This is a genomic window from Photobacterium makurazakiensis (assembly GCF_050336715.1).
Lineage (GTDB): Bacteria > Pseudomonadota > Gammaproteobacteria > Enterobacterales > Vibrionaceae > Photobacterium > Photobacterium makurazakiensis.
This window is the reverse complement of sequence record NZ_JAKJSJ010000009.1, coordinates 86627-106057: the sequence shown is the minus strand read 5'-3', so window position 1 is coordinate 106057 and position 19431 is coordinate 86627. Positions and strand designations below refer to the sequence as shown.

The window sequence follows — 19431 nt, the reverse complement described above, 5'->3', positions numbered from 1 at the left end:
ATGATGCAAGTCAAACTCAACYAGTTTTCAGTGAAAATCGTGGTTTGACCAGCATGTTGAGTATTGCAACTTTTGCAGTATTGAATAAACTACAGCAAATCGCATTAGCGAATTCTTGTTTTAAGGAAATAGATTAATGAGCAACATCGAAGAACGCGTAAAAAAAATCATTATTGAGCAACTAGGTGTGGACGAAGCTGAAGTTAAGAACGAAGCTTCTTTTGTTGACGATCTAGGTGCTGATTCTCTAGATACAGTTGAACTAGTTATGGCTCTTGAAGAAGAATTCGACACTGAGATCCCAGACGAAGAAGCTGAAAAAATTACTACAGTACAAGCAGCGATCGACTACGTTGTTGGCGCTTCTGAGTAATTAAGAACTCCCTCCAGGCGGTCACCATGACCGCCTGATTTTCTTTTGAATTCTGTTTCACCCTCAATTCCCGGAGAAATTAATCGTGTCTAAGCGTCGCGTAGTTGTTACTGGCATGGGTATGCTATCACCGGTAGGTAATTCTGTAGAATCATCTTGGAAAGCCCTTTTATCCGGTACTAGCGGTATCAGCACTATTGAACATTTTGATGCTAGTGCATTCGCTACTCGTTTTGCTGGTTTGGTCAAAGACTTCAACTGTGAAGAATACATGACTAAAAAAGATGCTCGTAAAATGGATTTATTTATCCAGTACGGCATTGCAGCAGGCGTACAAGCATTAAAAGATTCTGGTATTGAAGTCACTGAAGAAAATGCACACCGTATTGGTGTAGCAATCGGTTCTGGTATTGGTGGTCTTGGCTTAATTGAAGCAAACCATCAATCATTGATGGAGAAGGGCCCGCGTAAAATTAGCCCGTTCTTCGTGCCATCAACAATTGTAAATATGATCGCAGGCCACATGTCTATCATGCATGGTCTTCGTGGTCCAAACATCGCTATCTCTACGGCATGTACTACTGGCCTTCATAACATTGGCCATGCTGCGCGTATGATTGCTTATGGCGATGCAGATGCCATGCTAGCGGGTGGTGCTGAAAAAGCATCAACGCCACTAGGCATGGGCGGCTTTGCTGCGGCAAAAGCACTTTCTACCCGTAACGACGATCCACAAGCAGCCTCTCGCCCATGGGACAAAGACCGTGATGGTTTTGTACTTGGTGATGGTGCTGGCATGATGGTTGTTGAAGAATATGAGCATGCAAAAGCGCGTGGCGCCACAATTTATGCTGAGCTTGTTGGCTTTGGTATGAGCGGCGATGCGTTCCACATGACCTCTCCAAGTGCAGATGGTTCTGGTGGTGCTTTAGCAATGGAAGCGGCTATCCGTGATGCTGGCATCAATGCAGACCAAATTGGTTACATTAACGCACACGGTACGTCTACCCCTGCGGGTGACGTTGCTGAAACATTAGGCATCAAGCGTGCGATGGGCGCGGCTGTTGATAATGTTATGGTTTCTTCAACTAAATCGATGACTGGCCACCTATTAGGTGCTGCGGGTTCTGTTGAATCAATTATTACTGCTATGGCACTGGTTGATCAGGCTGTTCCGCCAACAATCAACCTAGACAATCCTGATGAAGGTTGTGATCTGGATTACGTTCCAGGTGAAGCTCGCCAAGCAAGCTTTGAGTATGCACTTTGTAACTCATTTGGCTTCGGTGGTACAAACGGTTCGTTGTTGTTTAAGAAAATCTAACGATAACCTGTGTTATTATAAAACGGCTTGGTGTTTTGCACCGAGCCGTTTTTTTATGTTCGAAGAATGGATAAGCGATGATCCTAATTAATGGTGAATGCCAATCACAAATTGCAGTAACTGATAGAGCCATACAGTACGGCGACGGTTGCTTTACCACTATGTTGGTCGAGCAAGGGCAAGTACAGTTGTGGCCTTTTCATTTAGAGCGTTTAAAAAAAACGGTTCGAGCATTTTCGCTGGCAGAACCGGATTGGTCGAAAGTAGAAGCCAATGTGTTAGGGCTCGCACAGCGTTACCCTGAGAAAGGCGGGATAAAAGTGTTGATCAGCCGTGGCAGTGGCGGGCGTGGTTACAGTACACAAGGCTGTCAATTAACACAGGTTGTGGTGTCTGATTTCGCATGGCCTGCACATTATGAGCAATGGCAGCAAGCAGGGATCACTCTAGGGGTATGTCAACAACGTTTATCAATATCCCCTATGTTGGCAGGGCATAAACACTTAAACCGCCTCGAGCAGGTGCTGCTAAAGCAAGAAACTGAACGATTAGGTTTTCAAGATGCCGTGGTACTTGACGCGAACGGGTGCGTGATGGAGTCGGTGGCATCGAATATCTTTTGGCGTATAGGCCAAACAGTGTATACACCGTTACTTGATCTGTCGGGTGTTCACGGCGTAATGCGTCGCCATGTTATCGAGATTATTAACGCGCTGGGTTATTGTTTAGAGTTTGTCAAAACCCCCCTTGAGCGCTTGCTTTGTGCTGATGAAATCTTTATTACTAATGCCCTGATGGCGTTAGTGCCTGTAAATGAAATAGATGGAATAGAATTTGTTGAGCGCTCAGCGCTTAATGCAATAAACAAGAGGTTGTACACGTGCTAAAGAAGTTGATGATAGTGATTGTTCTGTTGGGCGTTATTGCAGCAGGAGCAGCGGGGTGGTCTTACCAACAGGTAAAGCTTTCTCTTGAGCAAACGGTAATAAAGACTGACGATGTATTATTCACGGTCAAAGCGGGCACGTCATACCGAGGCATGCTAAATCAATTAGATAATCAAGGCATTGTCGCGGCATCAGAATGGACACGCTGGATTCCTCGACTTGAACCACAGTTGGCACAGCTAAAAACGGGTAGTTACCTGATTACAACGGACATGACGTTGCGTGATGTGCTGGCGTTAGTTGCAACAGGCCGTGAGCATCAATTTGCTATTACGCTGGTAGAAGGCGATCGGTTTGTTGATTGGTTGGCTCAACTGAGTGAGGCACCATACGTAATACATCAGAGTGACGGCATGACAGAAGCAGAGATTGCCAAAGTGATTGGTGCTGATGTTGAAAAGCTTGAGGGCTACCTTTTACCTGAAACTTACCATTATACCGTTGGTACAACTGACCTAGAAATATTAACCCGTGCTTATCGAGATATGACAGTGTTACTCGGTGAGGCGTGGGATGCAAGAGACAAAGACATTCCACTTAAGTCGCCGTATGAAGCGCTGATAATGGCGTCAATTATTGAAAAAGAGACCGCAGTCGACGATGAACGTACTATCGTATCAGCGGTATTTATGAACCGTTTAAATAAAGGCATGCGCCTGCAAACGGATCCAACGGTAATTTACGGTATGGGTGATAAATACGAAGGCAATATACGTAAGCGTGACTTGCGTACACCTACACCTTATAACACTTATACCATTTGGGGTTTGCCGCCAACGCCGATTGCAATGCCGAGTAGGGCTTCTGTACTTGCTGCGGTACAGCCTGAGGAAAGTGGTTACTACTACTTTGTGGCAGATGGCAAAGGCGGCCATAAATTCTCGACAACATTGACTGAGCACAACCGTGCTGTACGTGCTTACCTAAAAACACTAAGAAAATAAGAATGACTGGCAAATTTATTGTAATTGAAGGGCTTGAAGGCGCAGGTAAAAGTACCGCTATCAAGCAAGTGATACAGGTATTAGCAAATAATAACATCAATGATGTTACTTCTACCCGTGAACCTGGCGGTACTCCGTTAGCTGAGCAAATGCGCACCTTAGTGAAAGAAGGCCACCCTGACGAGCCATTAACGAATATGGCTGAGCTGCTATTGATGTATGCATCTCGTTCACAATTGGTCGAGAATGTCATAAAACCAGCATTGGAAGGTGGTCATTGGGTTGTTGGTGACCGACATGATATGTCTTCGCAAGCTTATCAGGGGGGAGGGCGCGGGTTTGATCGCCAAGTAATGGAAAGCCTTCGCGATACGGTTTTAGGCGATTTCCGTCCAGATTTCACCCTTTACATGGATATTGATCCGGTGGTCGGTCTTGGTCGAGCGCGTGGGCGTGGAGAGCTTGATCGTATTGAAAAAATGAATATTGATTTCTTCCACCGTGCTCGTGCTCGTTTTCTTGAGCTATCAGAGAATAATCCCAACGTTGCAATTATCGACGCAAGTCAATCGTTAGAGAGTGTAACGGCTGATATAACGTCAGCATTACAGCGTTGGTTGGAGCAACAGTAATATGCTTTATCCATGGCAGGAATCGTTGTGGCAAAACTGGCAACAGCTACTTGACCAAGAGCGTCTTCATCATGCTGTTTTACTGCTAGCCCCGCTGGGTAGTGGACGGGAAGCACTCGGTAAACAGTTAGCGCATACCGTTTTGTGTAAAAACGGGCTTACGGAACCTTGTGGCGTTTGCCATAGCTGTAAACTTTTTTCTGCGGGTACTCACCCTGATTTTCACCATGTAGCACCAGAGCAGCAAGGCAAGCAAATAGGTGTCGATGCTATTCGCCAATGTAATCGTTGGGCTGTTGAAACATCGCAGTTGGGTGGTGAGCGTATTATTATGATTGATCATGCTGATGCGATGGGGGAGGCTGCAGCCAATGCTTTGCTTAAAACCTTGGAAGAGCCGCCTGCTGGATGCCAATTTATTTTAATGGCATCTTCGCTTGATAATTTATTGCCAACAATCAACAGTCGCTGTAACAAATGGCGATTGGCGATGCCAAATGAAGAGCAAACGCAACGTTGGGTTGAAAAGCAATTGATGCAAAGCATCAAGCTTGAAACCGTCAGGTTAAACAATTGTGCCCCTCTCGCAACGTTGCAATTTATCGAACAAGGGCAAGATATTCGATATACAAAATTATTAGAAGCGTTTGCGGCGTTTTTACAACCCCCCTATATCGGCCTTTATGATGTTGCTGGGCTATGCAATAGCGAAGGGCACCATAGCCTAAAGTGGTTAAGCTACTTCATGGTTGATTGTTTAAAGCTACAACAGGGCGTGAGTTCACATTTAGTGCATAGTGAATCGTTGCCATTAATTCAACAGGCGGCCTCAATGGTTACGCCTGCGGTATTGATGAGCCAGAGTCGAAAAGCGAATGCACTATTTCAGCAACTTGACCACCACACGGGCTTGAATACTGAGCTATTGTTGGTGGAATGGTTAACTGGATTTATGTCACAGTAATTATATATCCCAGCAAAATTGCTGGTTTTTTGAAAATTGAGGAAAACGACGTGTTAGTTGATTCGCATTGTCACCTGGATAAATTAGATTACGAGCAGCTTCATACAGGGATTGATGATGTGTTGGCTAAAGCCAAAGCTCGTGGCGTTGAATACTTTTTATCAGTCGGGGTTACGCTGAAAAGCTTCCCAGCAATGATGGAAATGATTACACCGCATGAAAATGTATTCGCTTCTTGTGGGGTACACCCATTGGACATTGAAGCGGGCTTTGATTTCGACCAGCTGAAAGAATATGCGCAGCATGATCGAGTAATTGCGATCGGTGAAACGGGGCTTGATTATCACTACCAACCAGAGCTAGCAGAGCAGCAAAAACACATCTTTCGCGAGCATGTACGTTTAGCGGTAGAGTTGAATAAGCCACTAATTATTCATACGCGTATGGCACGTGAAGATACTATGCAGATCCTGCGCGAAGAAGGCGCAGAAAAATGCGGTGGCGTGTTACATTGCTTCACTGAAAGTTTGGAAATGGCGCTAGAAGCGATTGAGCTAGGCTTTTATATTTCAATTTCAGGCATTGTTACTTTCAATAAAGCCAGTGAGCTAAAACATGTGGTGAGCCAACTACCACTGGAACGTTTACTGGTTGAAACCGATTCCCCTTATCTTGCGCCAATCCCTTATCGTGGAAAACAAAATCAGCCCGCTTATGTGAAAGAGGTTGCTGAATATATTTCTATATTGAAAGGTGTTTCTGTCGCTGAGGTCGAAAAAATAACGACCGATAACTTCTTTAAGCTTTTTTCGCGAGCCGAACGTTAATTAATTAAAAAAAGGAGCGAAAGCTCCTTTTTTTATATCAAAATTTGCACTTCAATCACTTTATTTTAATAACTCAAAAAAAACGTACCAGAATTGCTTATTTAGGCTGAAATTATCAAGAATGTAATTTCGTAACGTTAAGTAACATAGCTTACAGTACTGAAAGATAATTACAGGGTGTTAAAAGTTATTTTTAGTGGTTATTTATCCTTCTGTAACAATGCCTTGCGTGTTGTTTTTGTGGTTTTTATGTGTTTTCCCCATTGTGATCTATATTTAGTTTTGAAATTATATTTCATACGGTGTTGGCATTTTTGATAGTCATCAAGTTATATTTAGCGCCGCAACATATACTAAAGCTGTCAAAATAAAGAAAAGCAGTGCTTACATTAAAGACTACGGGGGTAGGTCGTAGGCACTGATTTAATTTCTGATTTAATCATTCACTCAGGAGCACAATATGTTTAAGAACCTTTTTGCTAACCTGCAAAAAGTCGGTAAGGCGCTTATGCTGCCTGTATCGGTTTTGCCGGTAGCGGGTATTCTATTAGGTGTCGGCGCGGCAAACTTTAGCTGGCTACCAGAAGTTGTATCACAAACAATGGAATCTGCTGGTGGTTCTGTATTCGGCCAAATGCCACTACTATTTGCAGTAGGTGTAGCACTAGGTTTCACAAACAATGATGGTGTTGCAGGTCTTGCAGCGATTGTTGGTTACGGCATCATGGCGGCAACGCTAGGTGTTATGGCCGGCGTTATGGGCGTAGAATCAATCGATACAGGTGTACTTGGTGGTATCCTTGTCGGTGGTGTTGCTGCTTGGGCATTCAACCGTTTCTTCCGCATCCAGTTGCCAGAATACCTAGGCTTCTTTGCGGGTAAACGTTTTGTACCAATCATGACAGGTTTCTGTGCCATTGGTCTTGCGGTTCTACTATCTATCATCTGGCCACCAGTTGGCGGCGCAATTGCATCGTTCTCTGATTGGGCTGCTCACCAGAACCCAACCGTTGCATTTGGTATCTACGGTATCATTGAGCGTTCACTGATCCCATTTGGTCTACACCACGTTTGGAACGTTCCATTCTTCTTCGAAGCAGGTACTTGTGTTAACGCTGCAGGCGAAACTCAGAATGGTGTTCTAACATGTTACCTAGTTGCTGATGAAGCTTCTCGTATCGCAGGTAATGGCTTCGGTCAGCTAGCGGGTGGTTACATGTTCAAGATGTTCGGCCTACCAGCTGCTGCTATCGCAATCGCTCAGTGTGCTAAACCTGAAAACCGTGCGAAAGTAATGGGTATCATGGTTTCTGCTGCGCTAACATCGTTCCTAACAGGTATTACTGAACCAATCGAGTTCGCTTTCCTATTCGTAGCTCCTGTACTATACGGAATTCACGCACTACTAGCTGGTTCTGCATACGTTGTAGCTAACACATTAGGCTTCGTACACGGCACGTCATTCTCACATGGTCTGATTGATTTCCTAGTACTATCTGGAAACGCTCAGAAAATGGGTCTAATGATTGTTGTTGGTCTTGTATACGCTGCAATCTACTACACAGTATTCCGTGCAGTAATCATTAAGCTAGACCTTAAAACGCCGGGTCGTGAAGATGAAACAGAAGAAGCGGGTTCAGCTTCAACAGGTACTGACCTTGCGAAAGACCTAGTTGTTGCATTCGGTGGTAAAGATAACATCACTGGCCTTGACGCTTGTATCACACGTCTACGTGTTTCTGTAGCAAGTGTTGATAATGTTGACCAAGACGGTCTGAAGAAACTAGGCGCAGCGGGTGTTGTTATCGCTGGTGGTGGTGTTCAGGCAATCTTCGGTACTAAGTCTGATAACTTGAAATCAGATATGGATGAGTGGATTCGTAACAACTAATACGAATTACTGATTCAATTCAAAAGGGAAGCTTCGGCTTCCCTTTTTGCGTTTGAGGTAATGCTTATAAACTACAGTAACTTGCCGTTATAGTGATAAGAAGAATAGCATTAAAAATGGCACTAACAGACTGAGAATAAACCCGCTGACAATTGCGATTGGCACGCAGCGAATGCCACCGCTGTTCTGGATGATTGGAAGGGTAAAGTCCATTGCGGTAGCACCAGCATAGCCAATTGCTGTACACGGATAGCGACGAATAATGATAGGGATTAAACTCAGAGCAACTAATTCTCTGAGCAGTTCGTTAAGGAAAGCTGCCCCACCGAATACCGGCCCAAGGCTATCGCCGATCAAAATACCCGCTAATGAATACCAACCAAAGCCTGATGCCATAGCGAGCCCCTGATTATATGGGATCTCTAGAATGAGGGCAGCAATAAGCCCGCCAGGTAAAGAGGTCAGTAGAATGGCTGAGGCAATCGCGATCCCTTTCTTATTGAGCAAGATTTGCCTTAAGGTCATCCCGCTATTACGTAGCTGAATACCGATTAGAAATAACAGTAACAGCAAAATGACTTCACTTGCTTGATCAACCCAGCTTAAATCAATACCACTGAATAAACCGATAACTAAGCCTCCAGCCACAGCAAAGATTAACTTTACAGACTCCATCATCATTGTTGTTAATGGGATAGTCCGGTGATCTTGCTGAGTATTGGTCGGTGCTAACTTATCGATCAACGGTAAAACAAGTAAATTACAGGTACTAATAGACACAAAGAATACGGCTGTGTAGATAAGAATTTGATTTAAGTTTTCACTGAGGTTGTCTAGACCAGCCAGGCTGAGCCCCATAAGCGAAAGAATCACTAAGACTAAGCGGCTAGTTTGGGTGTTGATGAAGTCTAGTACTACCGGCTTTTTGACTTGAATAAAGTAGCCAATAATTAACGGAAGGAAAATATAGAGCATTCCCGAGAACATGTTGATCCTATAACAATGTTGATATCGGTGATAAGTATCGACGTAGAGAGCCTTTCTACGTTGGAATCCCAGACTAATTTTAAGATGCTTGATTCTGCACCTTTAGTAAATGTGGGAAGAGATACTAACAATATGTAATAAGTTGAATGTAGGCAGCTTATCAGCTGAGTTTAGAAAGCGTCAATATGCTTTATAAACTCAGAAAATGATAAGTGTTTAGCGTAGTGTTGAATCTGCGTACGTGGATTAGAATCCACTACTTTTAATTACCATACTTAATTGATGATTGAATTCTTTGTCTGGCATATTGGTCAAATCATACATGACTTCGGCGCCTGTTAGATCGAGTTCAACATGGTGGACATCAATGTCTGCATCGTTATTTTTATACATTAGAAGGTGGTTAGCCATACGTGCTATATCTAAATAGTTCGTCGCTTCTGGGGCAGCCTTGTAGGCGGTCGGTTTATTAGAGGCAACTTCTAGATAGTCGTCATCAAACTTCCAGTGCTTTAGAATTAACAGGCTTGCATCTTGGCAGCAATGTTCAAAAATAAATTTTGCGATATCAAGATCAAGGTAGTTACCGTTATCAAGATAGTGTTGATACTGGCTAATAAGGCTAAATAGACCGATATCGGCGAATAGGCCGGCAAGGAGGGCTTTTTCAGGCTCAACAGATTTCGGAAACTCTGGGTGGTTGGCTAAGCCATGTGCAATAAGTGCCATGGTTGCAGCGAGCTGGCGAGAACGAATAGCACTTTGTACTAAAAGGTTGTTACATTCAGTGTTAAAGGTATGGCGGGTTTTTAATTCTTCAATAGTCTTAACGGTAATAATGTCTCTAACTCGAAGGATACCCAATCGACTAACTGCAGTATAAATATCATGACAAACGATATTACGGCGATTGAACATCATCGTATTGGATATCTTTACGATGTAAGCCGCGATACCGGGATCATCAAGTAAAAGCTGTGCTACATCGCGTACTGTGGTTTCATTATCGTTACAGAGGTTTTGAAGTTGAGCTAATACGTTTGGAATTGGGGGGAGGGTTAATCGGTCTTCTCTTACGGCATTTTTCACCAAGGAGAAAAACTCCGATTCTAATCCTTTGACAATTTTGTCATGCTCGGGTTGAAGCCAAAAAAAACTTACGTGTGCCATTACAAATTCATACACTATTAAGATGCGGGTATTCTATCGGTTGTTGGTTCATTTAAATAGTCAAAATACTTGGAAATTGTATTATTTTAATTGAAATAATTTATGTAGAAACCGAACGGTGAGCATGGGGGTATCTTGAGTTATGAGTAACTGTTTATAGTGAACCTCTAACGGGAGTATTTCGATCCATCGTTGGCATACCCAGCTAAGATCACTCATTTCAGGCGATGGGTATAAAGTGCCCACTTCAGGCATAGTTTGAAACAAAAAGTCCAATTTCTCGGCTAGATCGATGTGTGGCGCTCTTAAGGGCTGTGAGGACCAATTAGCAATCGTTGTGTATTCACCGTGAAATAAGCCGTCATGTTCGATTGAAACCCCCAATAAGCGCACTTTTTGGCTACCTTCTATGGTAATGCTTAACACGCCATTGCTATGCATATCAAAATTGATCACATCGCAGAGTGTCACAATGGCCGGAATTGTTTTTATCGCATGGTCGACTTCTGGTTCGTTCAGCATACAAAGTGCCAAGCAACGCTTACCTGCCAGTGATTCTTTTAGCATGCGGTGGTAACGCTCCTCAGCTATTTTAATGTCAGCTCTTCCGCCTGGAAGTACATGATGACTTGATGGATAAAGTGCTATCTCACCCATGACTATTCCCTCTAATGATACTTTAAACATAGACGCTACTGACAAGAATGAAGTGAGCGTTAAAGTGTAAGATAACGAATAAAGCCGCATGAAAAATCAGGTCGTTTTTGCCACATTATGCTTATTTCGCGCTCAGTAATATGTCCAAAATCTCACTTTCAAGTGTTCGCTGTTTCATATGTGGAAATGATAGCAGTCTTGTGCCATTGTCAATTTGTTGACGCTTATTTGTTTGGCGTTACTGGATAATTAGGACCAATAGCGTTTAACGGGAGAAATACTGTGCAAGATTTCAAGGATGAGTTTTTTAATTATCTTCGCGAATTTGGTAGTTTTGAGAAACGTTCAATGTTTGGCGGGACAGGCATTTTTATCAGCGGTGCAATGTACGCGATTATAACTGAACATGCTTTGTTCTTACGTGGTGGCGAGAAGCTGGATAAACAGCTATCACATTTAGGCTGTGAGAAATTCAGGCACATTAAACGTAGCACTACAGCTGTGGTGAATTATTATGATATTACTGAATTATACCAACACAATCGTGGACAGTGCTCGCTGCTAGTTGAAGAATCGATTGGAATTTCCGTATCAGAGAAAGCCTTTAAAACATCAGAAAAAAGCAGGCGCCTTAGAGACTTACCGAACATGAGGTTGACATTGGAACGAATGGTAAAAAAAGCAGGTATACCTGACGTAACCAGTTTTATATCGCTCGGCGCTGTTGAAGTGTATCAAAAGGTACGTCAAAGCCACGGAAAAGATCTCGATGTTAAATTGCTATGGATGTTTGCCGGTGCCATTGATGGCTGCCATTGGTCCTTACTAAAAGACGACCATAAACAGCGCTTATTACGTGCAATTGATTAAGTTTCGTTATATGCATTAATATGAGTTGTGCATATTTTCCAAAATTAAATAAGTCACTTGAAAACAGGTGACTTTTTTGTTGTATGATGGCACGACCACTTTTTTGCTTTATGTGTTTATATGCGCCTTCCTCGCTTGACCGGACCTGTACTGTCGGGCCTACACTGCTTCTTAATCGCGGCAGATCAGATGAGCTTTACACGCGCCGCAGAATTACTATGCTTGACGCAAAGTGCTGTGAGCCATCGAATTAAAAACCTTGAAGATGCCTTAGGGGTTCAATTATTTATCCGTCAGCCACGTAAATTGATATTAACTGAAGAAGGTAAACGGCTAAAAGAAGTGGTAGCTCATAACTTCGGTGATATTGCGAATGAAATTAGAGATCTGAAAACGTTAGAACTCAGTGGTGATCTTAATGTGTCAGTGCCGCCTACATTTGCTCAACGCTGGTTGTTACCTCGTCTTAAAACGTTTATAGACAAATATCCTGCTTTACGTCTTCATTTGCGTACTCGTAATGAACTGGTTGACTTTCAAACAGAGTCTTTCGATTGTGCGGTGTACTTTGGTGATGGTAAGTACACGGGGTTACATACTGTAAAGCTAATGGCTGAAAGTATGCTGCCAGTATGTAGCCATGATTATGCTGTTGAACATGGCTTATACGGGAATCCTACAAAATTGGCCTCCTGCATGTTATTACACGATGCAGCGCCTTGGGCTCGAGCTGGTCGTAACGATGAATGGCAGTATTGGGCACAGCAAAGTGGTATACCCTTACCAGAAGCCGGTTGTACGTTTGACCGTTCTGATTTAGCGTTGCAAGCTGCTGAAAGAGGAATTGGTGTGGCGATAGGGCGAGAGTCATTTATTGCAGAGCAACTTCAAACAGGGCGACTGGTTACGCCTTTTGCTTTACCTGTTGCTTCCCCCCTAAATTACTACTTGGTTTGCCGTAAAGAAATGTCATCTTCACCGAGGGTAAAAGCATTCATTGAGTGGCTTGAAGATGTGATTGCCACTTCAGCTTAGTATTAGAAATAAAATAGCCCTCACGTTTCTAGGTGAAACGTGAGGGCTATTTTAGTATGTTTATTTCATGCTATTTTTCAGCAACGTGCCTTAGAACTTAAAGCGCGTTGTAAGCATTACCTGATCGCTATAAATTTCATTAAAACGACCCGTTACACCAATTGAGAACAGCTCAGTAGCATGGAAGCGAGCGTAGATGTTACCAATGACTTTTTCGTAGTCATCAATGTTCAAGTGGCCAATATTACCACCCACTTCAAGCTGTGGACCTAACCATTGGCGAATACCTAGGTTAACTTCCATACCCATTTTGCCCGCAGAGCTGTCAAAGCGGCCTTTGTTTTTTGCGTTGCGCGCTTTTAATTCACCAGTAACGTCTGCCCAGTTGTTGATTGGTGCGTGAAAGCCTACACCCAATGCAGCATCCCAATCGCTATCAAACTCTGTATCGATACTACCCACAATGTGAGCATTTGGGTGGATAGATTTACTGAAACCAGCACCGTAGGTCAGTGGGCTAATACCAATACGCGCTTCAGCGTAATCGTAGCTAAAGTTACTCATAGTGGATTGTGCATTCACATGAGTTGCTGAAAGTGATGCCAGGATCATTCCCGTGGCAATAAGAGTTTTACGCATGACTATTAGTCCAATGGGCTAAAAATATTGCAGCCATTTTAATGGACAACAACGGGCAATCATAGATTTTTAAAGGACTTTTTTGTGGTTTATTTTTGCCCAAGCAAAAAAATGCAGGAAAAATCACAACATGATCTTATTTTCGGTGAGATTTACTTAGGTTTTGCAGATAGTTAAACATGCCTCTTTTTGACAAAGAGAAAATATGCAGGCGGTGACACCTGCATGAATAAACGATGCTGTTACTTAACTAACTCATTACCCGAGGTTGTATTCTCGCTAAAATGGGTAATATTACTGAGTGTAGTATCTGCAATATTACCCAGTGCTTCTTCAGTTAAGAATGCCTGATGACCTGTGAACAGTACATTGTGGCACGCAGACAAACGACGGAAGATATCATCTTTGATCACATCATTAGATTTGTCTTCAAAGAAGAGATCTTTTTCATTTTCATAAACATCAATACCGAGAGAGCCAATTTTACTGCTTTTTAATGCTTCAATGGCATCCTTAGAATTCAGTAATTCACCGCGGCTGGTATTAATTATCATCACGCCGTCGCGCATTTTGGCAAAGGATTCAGCATTTAGCATGTGATAGTTTTCTTGTGTCATTGGGCAGTGCAAGGTAATGACATCAGCTTGTTGGTAGATTTCATCTAAGGTGGTGTACTGCACACCTAGTTCGGCGGCGATAGGATTTTCGTAAGGGTCATAGGCAAGAATGTTCATGCCAAAGCCTTTTAGAATACGAATGGTCGCAATGCCTATTTTACCCGTACCGATGACACCCACAGTACGGCCATGAAAGTTAAATCCAGTTAGTCCTTCAAGTGAAAAATTTGCATCCCGCGTGCGTTGATAAGCACGGTGAATTCGTCGGTTAAGGCTAAGCATCAAGCCGAGAGTATGCTCTGCAATAGCCTCTGGCGAATAAGCAGGTACACGTACTACTTGAAGCCCTAGCTCACGTGCAGCGTTAAGGTCGACTTTATCAAAACCAGCACAACGCATAGCAATAAGGCGAACATTATTGGCTGCGAGTAACTCAAGAACGGGGCGGCTAAGATCATCATTTACAAACGCACAGACGGCATCATAGCCTTGTGCCATTTTCGCGGTTTGTTCAGTGAGGCGAAAATCATAATAATCCAGCGTGTGGTTGTATCGCTGGTTGATGATTTCAAATGATGTTTGATCGTATTTCTTGGTGCTAAAGACTGCAACTTTCATAGGTCACCTTTTCGGATACACCATTTCAAATAACGGATTTAGAAACAGTGTAATTGAACCATAGTTATTATGTGATCAAGATAACATTATTGCGTTAATCCGAAAAGGTTTGTATGACAAATTGTCCTATGAAAATCAGGTATCAGAAAAGCTTAAACGCCGATCACTCATGGCTTTCATCACTCGATCAGTATCAAGCACCTGAATCCAAGGCATTAGCTCTTGTTCGCTAGCAATCATGTAGTTGGTTAGCTGATCGATTACTGTTTTATAGAGTGCATCACCATCCCAAGGTTTAGAGATGTAATAATCTAAACTGGCATTATTAACCGCTTGTATAGTTTCCTCTAAACCGGCTTGTCCAGTAAGCAGCACTTTGCGTGCATGACAGGATTCTTCTTGATGCTTTAATTCGATGAGAAAATCGATCCCTTTTTCACCTGGCATGATGTGATCGCAAAGGATCAAAGCGAGTGGGGTGTGATCCGCAATGGCATCGGCGAGAACATCTTTCGCTTCATCAACCGATTCTGCAGCCTCAATAATGAAGTGTGTTTCAAGATCACGAAGATCATTCAAGACACTATCGAGGACTTCGCGTTCGTCATCAACACAGAGGATGAGATACTTTTTCATATAGCCTCCTATTTGGCCTCGTTTAAAGGCAATGTCACAATCATTTTGGTGAATCGTCCTTGCTCTGACTCAACCTTTATATTTCCATTGTGTTGCTGGACTATTTGTTGGCAAACAGATAATCCGATACCAAGGCCGAAGTTGCCTTCACGCTTGGTTGTATAATTTAATTCAAAGATTTGCTGTTGTTGCTCTGGTGGAATACCTTTGCCGCTGTCTTCAACAATGACTTCTATAGCATGTTGCCCCGCTTGGCTGTGATGATAGGGGGCAAGTCGAGTTGCAATGCGTATTTGTCCCGGTTCAGTAATTGCGTCGAGCGCATTGGATATGAGATTTGTCCATACTTGCTGTAAAGCAATAGGCTGACAATATAGTGGGGGTAATTGGCTATATTCTTTAATGACATGATGTCGTTTGAGTTTATTTTCAAAAATGACCAGCGTGTCTTCAATCCCTTCATGAATATCAATGCTGTGTAGTGATTCGTCATCCTGTCGAGCATAACTTTTTAGACTTTTGACTAAATCGGCAATACGGTGAGCACACACATTAATCGAGCGAAGAAAGTTCCCCGTTTGATAATAGTTGTCCCATTCCGATAGGACAGAGGGAAGTACGTCCTTTTGTGGGAGCAACCATTGCGTGATGTGCTCATCATCATCAAGCCCCATAATGACGGCTTTTCTTGCCAATTGCCTATCACCCAATGATGTGGCTAGCTTTTTCGCGCGAAGACGGGCTTCAGAGGTGGATAGCGGACGTGATTGCAAAGCCTGCTGTAAAATGAAATTACCTCGGTTTTGGTTATTTTGATCAAGCGGCGTATCGGTAATTTTATTGATGGTTTGTTTTAGCGTGTCGCTTCCACGCAATATTGCAGAAACAGGGTTATTCAACTCATGGGCAACCCCCGCGACTAACTGACCGAGCATTGCCATTTTTTCTTTATCAATAAGTTGATGATAGGCTTCATCTAACGATTTCAGCGTTTGCTGTAGGCGGAGTTCGGTCTTAATACTGCCTTGCAGGCGACGATTAAAGTTACGCAGTAGCAAGTTGGTAAATAAAGGCAGTAATTCACTGCGTGAGTGCATCACTTTGTTAAAGAGCTGACGATCCAGCTTGATCACATCGGTTGTTGATAAGGTAAGCCCAGTGGRAAAAGAAGGCTCTCCCGTAACAAAAGACATGCCCCCGACTAAATTTCCCGCACTGACACGAGCAACTTCGTGGCGGTTACCGTGTTCRTCTTTTTTATAGAGCGCTACTTCACCTTTAGTAATAAACCAGAGGACATTATTCGGTTTGCCTTCTTGAGTGAGAACATGGTTTTCATGATAACGTCGGCATGCACGGTTTTCATCGTTGCCATGGAAGAAGTCTTGCAATGCATTAGCCACTTGACTGGCAAGAGACGCATCGTCTAGCGTGTCTGTATCTTGAATGAAGTCCGAGCGGAATCTGTTCATTTGACGCTCAATATGAGCGTTGAGTATACGGCGGTGGTCCAATAATTGACTGTATTTCAGTAGATCTTCATCTTGGTGTTTCAGAATGAAGCTGGTTAGTTCTTTTATCAGAACTTGCTCAAGTTCCTTTTTATTCCAAGGCTTGGTTAAACAGTAATGGAGCCGCCCTTCGTTAACCGCTTGCATAATGGCATCAAGTTGAGGTTTATCGTTAAGAAGCAGTGAACGCGCCTGCTGACTTGCAGGGTACTGATCTAGCTTTACGAGAAAGTCGACGCCTTTATCTACACCGAGTTCATTATCACAAATCACGAGTGCTACGCGTTGATTGTTTTGCTCTACAAATGTGAGGGTGTCATTTGCCTCTGCAATACTATACGCGTTACAAATATCAAAAAGTTCGGAAAACTCTGCAAGATCTTGGTTAAGTTGTTCAACAACCTTAGGGTCGTCATCAAGACAAATAATTACAAAATTGTTCACCCTCAAGTCCTTCTTATTCATCGTAATTTTAGTAACAGTATCAGCGGTTGGCTGTCATCTTATTATTCTAAAAGTGTACAATAAATCAGCAGTGTAGACTGAGAGCCAGATAGCAAAGTGTTTTAGGTCAACAGAGCGGAGTCTGACTTTATTTAAAACTTGATACCTGCGTCGTACCTATTAGGGCGTGTTGACGTTTCAATATTGGTTTTAAACGGCAACACGGCCTAGTTATTGGGTAGATATCTAATCGGTTTAGTTATTGATAAATAGACTGTTCAGAAAGCTGTGATAGACTTGATTTTTCATCTTCGAATGTGGGGCGAGTATAGTAATGTTGAGGAAAATTGGTGCGGTTGGTGGTGCGGTTGTTGTTGCACTCTGTTGGCCATTTGCCACTGGGCTAGTCGGTGAGCAAATATACATGGATACTGTTGGTAAATACGAAAACCCGTATTTTTCCGTTACCAATGACGATTACGATCGCGGCTATCTTGGCTCTGATGCGGTTTCTCGTATTGAAGTAAAAGATGAACTTAAATATATTTTCGAAGATGAAGGCCTACCCACGGTTTGGTACGTCGCACATAAGATCACCCATGATTTTATGGGTGTTAGCTCGACCAGTGAACTTCAGGTTGATGATGAGCTAAAACCAATTGCTGAAGCGCTTTGGGGCAAGGGTGTTGCACCTGCTACGTTTACCACATCAACGGCCTTAACGCGTAAAACCGATTTTACGTTTACGATTAACCCTATAAAAGCGGACGAATTTCATGGTGGTAATGCTGACATTAGCGCCTTTGTTATGGAAGGAACCGTTAATGCCAAAGGTGCTGGCGATTTCAGCTATACGTTACCATCTGCTGAATTGACGACCGATGCTAATGAGGCGATGTCGTTAAAAGGACTGCAAGGTGGTGGTGAAGGCATTTTAGAAGGCCAGTTCTGGATTGGTCATCAAGAGATGTCGTTAGACAGTGTTAGCTTTAAAGATATCGCATCAGAACAAAGCGTCGATGCTGAGCATATTTCAGTAGCAATGAATAATGTGCTGACTCAACCAACAGAAGAGATAAAAGAGCCGTTACTCACTAACAGTAATGCGATTAAAGCCGGAAAAATAACCTTGCTTAATGGTAAAGAGTACCGTGACTTTAACTTCCAAATGGCATTTTCTGACTTGAACTACCCAGCTATCAGCCGCCTTGGTGATTTATCTGACTCTATGGAAGGTCAACTAACAGAGCTGGAAGCACAAGAAGTGTCTCGTGCACTTGATTTGCTGGTAGCAAAAGGGTTGTCGTTTTCAATTAGTGATCTGAGTGTCACGACCCCAGAAGGTGATGTTGACAGCAATATTCACTTAACGCTTTCTCCTGGGATTATGAGTATTTCTGAGAATGTTGGTCAGCTTGCTGAAAAACTGAATGGCGAAATTAATATTAATTTGCCAATAGCTTTGGTTGAAGCAGATCCAATGTTGTTAGAGCGTGTCAAAATGATGGTTAAAAATAGCATTGCAGAAAAATCAGATACGCATTATTCCCTAAAAATGCAAATTGAAGGGGATAAGGTTGTATTGGCATCTGGCGATCAGCTGCCTTTAGCCATGTTATTTATGCTGTTTATGTAAGCACAACAAGCGACTCCAAAACTGAAGAAACCGCCGTCTTAGGCGGTTTTTTCATTTCATAGATAAAAACTATTAATGAAATTGATGATTTCAATTTAGTAATTTCAACGAAATAGACGACACTTATATCAAGCGGAGGAGATTACCTTATTTAAAAGGATAGCTGCCATCCGAGACAATACGAAGCAGGCTATAAGTACACGAATTGCCTGTTTATCAGCATTAACAACGGAATTAGGGGGATGCATGGAGTCGTTAAAAGTAAGAGATTACATGAATGCGCGCCCAGTAACATTTGATCCCAAAATGTCACTATCACAAGCGTTAGATAAACTACTTACAGCCAAGCAAATTGGTGGGCCTGTGGTGGATGAAACAAGGAAAGTCGTGGGTTTCTTGTCAGAACAAGACATGATCCATAAATTGTTGAAAGTGGGCTATCACTGTCAGGATACCCATAATGTACAAGAATGCATGCGACCAGATGTATTAACAGTTTCGCCAGATGATTCAATCATTGAGCTTGCCGATACGATGGCAGGGCAAAAGCCAAAAATATACCCAGTGGTCGAAAGAGGCCAATTAGTGGGGGTAATTACACGTCGCGATGTACTTACTGCCATTAGTAATCAAATTGGTGATTGCTTTAAGCACCCAGTATAAAATTGTTCGAAAAATAAAGAAAGGCGCTATTTATGCGCCTTTCTTT

19 protein-coding genes are annotated in these 19431 nt (G+C 42.8%); 12 read left to right on the top strand and 7 right to left on the bottom strand.

What is annotated here, in order from left to right:
* Positions 1–136 precede the first annotated feature (136 nt).
* The 8 genes from acpP (at position 137) to ptsG (ending at position 7902) form a co-directional block, all read left to right on the top strand.
* On the top strand, positions 137–373 hold the full coding sequence (gene acpP, locus L4D09_RS00825; protein ID WP_016961388.1) for an acyl carrier protein: 237 nt from the start codon (positions 137–139) through the stop codon (positions 371–373).
* Positions 374–458: 85 nt separating this feature from the next.
* The gene (gene fabF / locus L4D09_RS00820) at positions 459–1697 is read left to right on the top strand and encodes a beta-ketoacyl-ACP synthase II (protein ID WP_428455589.1); all 1239 of its coding nucleotides are present in this window, start codon (positions 459–461) and stop codon (positions 1695–1697) included.
* Between the two features lie 77 nt (positions 1698–1774).
* On the top strand, positions 1775–2584 hold the full coding sequence (pabC, locus tag L4D09_RS00815; RefSeq protein ID WP_428455588.1) for an aminodeoxychorismate lyase: 810 nt from the start codon (positions 1775–1777) through the stop codon (positions 2582–2584).
* Positions 2578–3588, top strand: a complete 1011-nt coding sequence (mltG, locus tag L4D09_RS00810; RefSeq protein WP_428455587.1) for an endolytic transglycosylase MltG — start codon at positions 2578–2580, stop codon at positions 3586–3588. The genes pabC and mltG overlap by 7 nt, the downstream gene beginning before the upstream one ends.
* 2 nt (positions 3589–3590) lie before the next feature.
* A complete protein-coding gene (tmk, locus tag L4D09_RS00805; protein ID WP_428455586.1) occupies positions 3591–4220 on the top strand; it encodes a dTMP kinase in 630 nt (209 codons plus the stop codon).
* Between the two features lies 1 nt (position 4221).
* Positions 4222–5184 carry a DNA polymerase III subunit delta' gene (gene holB / locus L4D09_RS00800; RefSeq protein WP_428455585.1) on the top strand — a complete coding sequence of 321 codons (963 nt, stop codon included), beginning with the start codon at positions 4222–4224 and terminating at the stop codon, positions 5182–5184.
* 50 nt (positions 5185–5234) lie between these two features.
* Positions 5235–6011, top strand: coding sequence for a TatD family hydrolase (locus L4D09_RS00795; RefSeq protein WP_428455584.1), 777 nt, complete (start codon positions 5235–5237; stop codon positions 6009–6011).
* A gap of 460 nt (positions 6012–6471) precedes the next feature.
* Positions 6472–7902 (top strand): PTS glucose transporter subunit IIBC, encoded by a 1431-nt coding sequence (ptsG, locus tag L4D09_RS00790; protein WP_428455583.1) that lies wholly within the window; start codon positions 6472–6474, stop codon positions 7900–7902.
* An 87-nt stretch (positions 7903–7989) separates the two neighbouring features.
* Here the strand turns inward: ptsG and L4D09_RS00785 are convergent, their stop codons facing one another.
* The 3 genes from L4D09_RS00785 to L4D09_RS00775 all read right to left on the bottom strand — a co-directional run bounded on the left by L4D09_RS00785 (position 7990) and on the right by L4D09_RS00775 (position 10746).
* The gene (locus tag L4D09_RS00785; protein ID WP_428455582.1) at positions 7990–8889 is read right to left on the bottom strand and encodes a LysO family transporter; all 900 of its coding nucleotides are present in this window, start codon (positions 8887–8889) and stop codon (positions 7990–7992) included.
* A gap of 246 nt (positions 8890–9135) precedes the next feature.
* Positions 9136–10059, bottom strand: a complete 924-nt coding sequence (locus L4D09_RS00780) for an HDOD domain-containing protein (protein WP_428455581.1) — start codon at positions 10057–10059, stop codon at positions 9136–9138.
* Positions 10060–10140: 81 nt separating this feature from the next.
* Positions 10141–10746 carry an LON peptidase substrate-binding domain-containing protein gene (locus L4D09_RS00775; RefSeq protein ID WP_428455580.1) on the bottom strand — a complete coding sequence of 202 codons (606 nt, stop codon included), beginning with the start codon at positions 10744–10746 and terminating at the stop codon, positions 10141–10143.
* 252 nt (positions 10747–10998) lie between these two features.
* Here L4D09_RS00775 and L4D09_RS00770 point away from each other — a divergent pair, with 252 nt between their 5' ends.
* Together L4D09_RS00770 and dsdC are read left to right on the top strand one after the other, a co-directional pair.
* A complete protein-coding gene (locus tag L4D09_RS00770; RefSeq protein WP_428455579.1) occupies positions 10999–11586 on the top strand; it encodes a TfoX/Sxy family DNA transformation protein in 588 nt (195 codons plus the stop codon).
* A 120-nt stretch (positions 11587–11706) separates the two neighbouring features.
* Positions 11707–12621, top strand: a complete 915-nt coding sequence (gene dsdC / locus L4D09_RS00765; RefSeq protein WP_428455578.1) for a DNA-binding transcriptional regulator DsdC — start codon at positions 11707–11709, stop codon at positions 12619–12621.
* Positions 12622–12711: 90 nt separating this feature from the next.
* Here the strand turns inward: dsdC and L4D09_RS00760 are convergent, their stop codons facing one another.
* The 4 genes from L4D09_RS00760 to L4D09_RS00745 form a co-directional block, all read right to left on the bottom strand.
* Positions 12712–13260 carry a hypothetical protein gene (locus L4D09_RS00760; RefSeq protein WP_428455577.1) on the bottom strand — a complete coding sequence of 183 codons (549 nt, stop codon included), beginning with the start codon at positions 13258–13260 and terminating at the stop codon, positions 12712–12714.
* Between the two features lie 242 nt (positions 13261–13502).
* The gene (locus L4D09_RS00755) at positions 13503–14495 is read right to left on the bottom strand and encodes a 2-hydroxyacid dehydrogenase (RefSeq protein WP_428455576.1); all 993 of its coding nucleotides are present in this window, start codon (positions 14493–14495) and stop codon (positions 13503–13505) included.
* Positions 14496–14630: 135 nt separating this feature from the next.
* Positions 14631–15131, bottom strand: coding sequence for a response regulator (locus L4D09_RS00750; RefSeq protein ID WP_428455575.1), 501 nt, complete (start codon positions 15129–15131; stop codon positions 14631–14633).
* A gap of 8 nt (positions 15132–15139) precedes the next feature.
* The gene (locus L4D09_RS00745) at positions 15140–17086 is read right to left on the bottom strand and encodes an ATP-binding protein (protein ID WP_428455574.1); all 1947 of its coding nucleotides are present in this window, start codon (positions 17084–17086) and stop codon (positions 15140–15142) included.
* A 334-nt stretch (positions 17087–17420) separates the two neighbouring features.
* Between L4D09_RS00745 and L4D09_RS00740 the strand changes: the two genes are divergently transcribed.
* Positions 17421–18722 carry a DUF945 family protein gene (locus L4D09_RS00740; protein WP_428455573.1) on the top strand — a complete coding sequence of 434 codons (1302 nt, stop codon included), beginning with the start codon at positions 17421–17423 and terminating at the stop codon, positions 18720–18722.
* A 246-nt stretch (positions 18723–18968) separates the two neighbouring features.
* The gene (locus L4D09_RS00735; RefSeq protein ID WP_428455572.1) at positions 18969–19385 is read left to right on the top strand and encodes a CBS domain-containing protein; all 417 of its coding nucleotides are present in this window, start codon (positions 18969–18971) and stop codon (positions 19383–19385) included.
* The last annotated feature ends 46 nt before the right edge of the window (positions 19386–19431 follow it).

Coding starts and splice junctions, on each gene's coding strand:
- ptsG (WP_428455583.1), top strand. CDS start 6,472: ATGTTTAAGAACCTTTTTGCTAACCTGCAAAAAGTCGGTAAGGCGCTT.
- L4D09_RS00775 (WP_428455580.1), bottom strand. CDS start 10,746: ATGTTTAAAGTATCATTAGAGGGAATAGTCATGGGTGAGATAGCACTT.
- L4D09_RS00785 (WP_428455582.1), bottom strand. CDS start 8,889: ATGTTCTCGGGAATGCTCTATATTTTCCTTCCGTTAATTATTGGCTAC.
- dsdC (WP_428455578.1), top strand. CDS start 11,707: ATGCGCCTTCCTCGCTTGACCGGACCTGTACTGTCGGGCCTACACTGC.
- acpP (WP_016961388.1), top strand. CDS start 137: ATGAGCAACATCGAAGAACGCGTAAAAAAAATCATTATTGAGCAACTA.
- holB (WP_428455585.1), top strand. CDS start 4,222: ATGCTTTATCCATGGCAGGAATCGTTGTGGCAAAACTGGCAACAGCTA.
- L4D09_RS00735 (WP_428455572.1), top strand. CDS start 18,969: ATGGAGTCGTTAAAAGTAAGAGATTACATGAATGCGCGCCCAGTAACA.
- tmk (WP_428455586.1), top strand. CDS start 3,591: ATGACTGGCAAATTTATTGTAATTGAAGGGCTTGAAGGCGCAGGTAAA.
- L4D09_RS00750 (WP_428455575.1), bottom strand. CDS start 15,131: ATGAAAAAGTATCTCATCCTCTGTGTTGATGACGAACGCGAAGTCCTC.
- L4D09_RS00755 (WP_428455576.1), bottom strand. CDS start 14,495: ATGAAAGTTGCAGTCTTTAGCACCAAGAAATACGATCAAACATCATTT.
- pabC (WP_428455588.1), top strand. CDS start 1,775: ATGATCCTAATTAATGGTGAATGCCAATCACAAATTGCAGTAACTGAT.
- L4D09_RS00760 (WP_428455577.1), bottom strand. CDS start 13,260: ATGCGTAAAACTCTTATTGCCACGGGAATGATCCTGGCATCACTTTCA.
- L4D09_RS00780 (WP_428455581.1), bottom strand. CDS start 10,059: ATGGCACACGTAAGTTTTTTTTGGCTTCAACCCGAGCATGACAAAATT.
- L4D09_RS00740 (WP_428455573.1), top strand. CDS start 17,421: ATGTTGAGGAAAATTGGTGCGGTTGGTGGTGCGGTTGTTGTTGCACTC.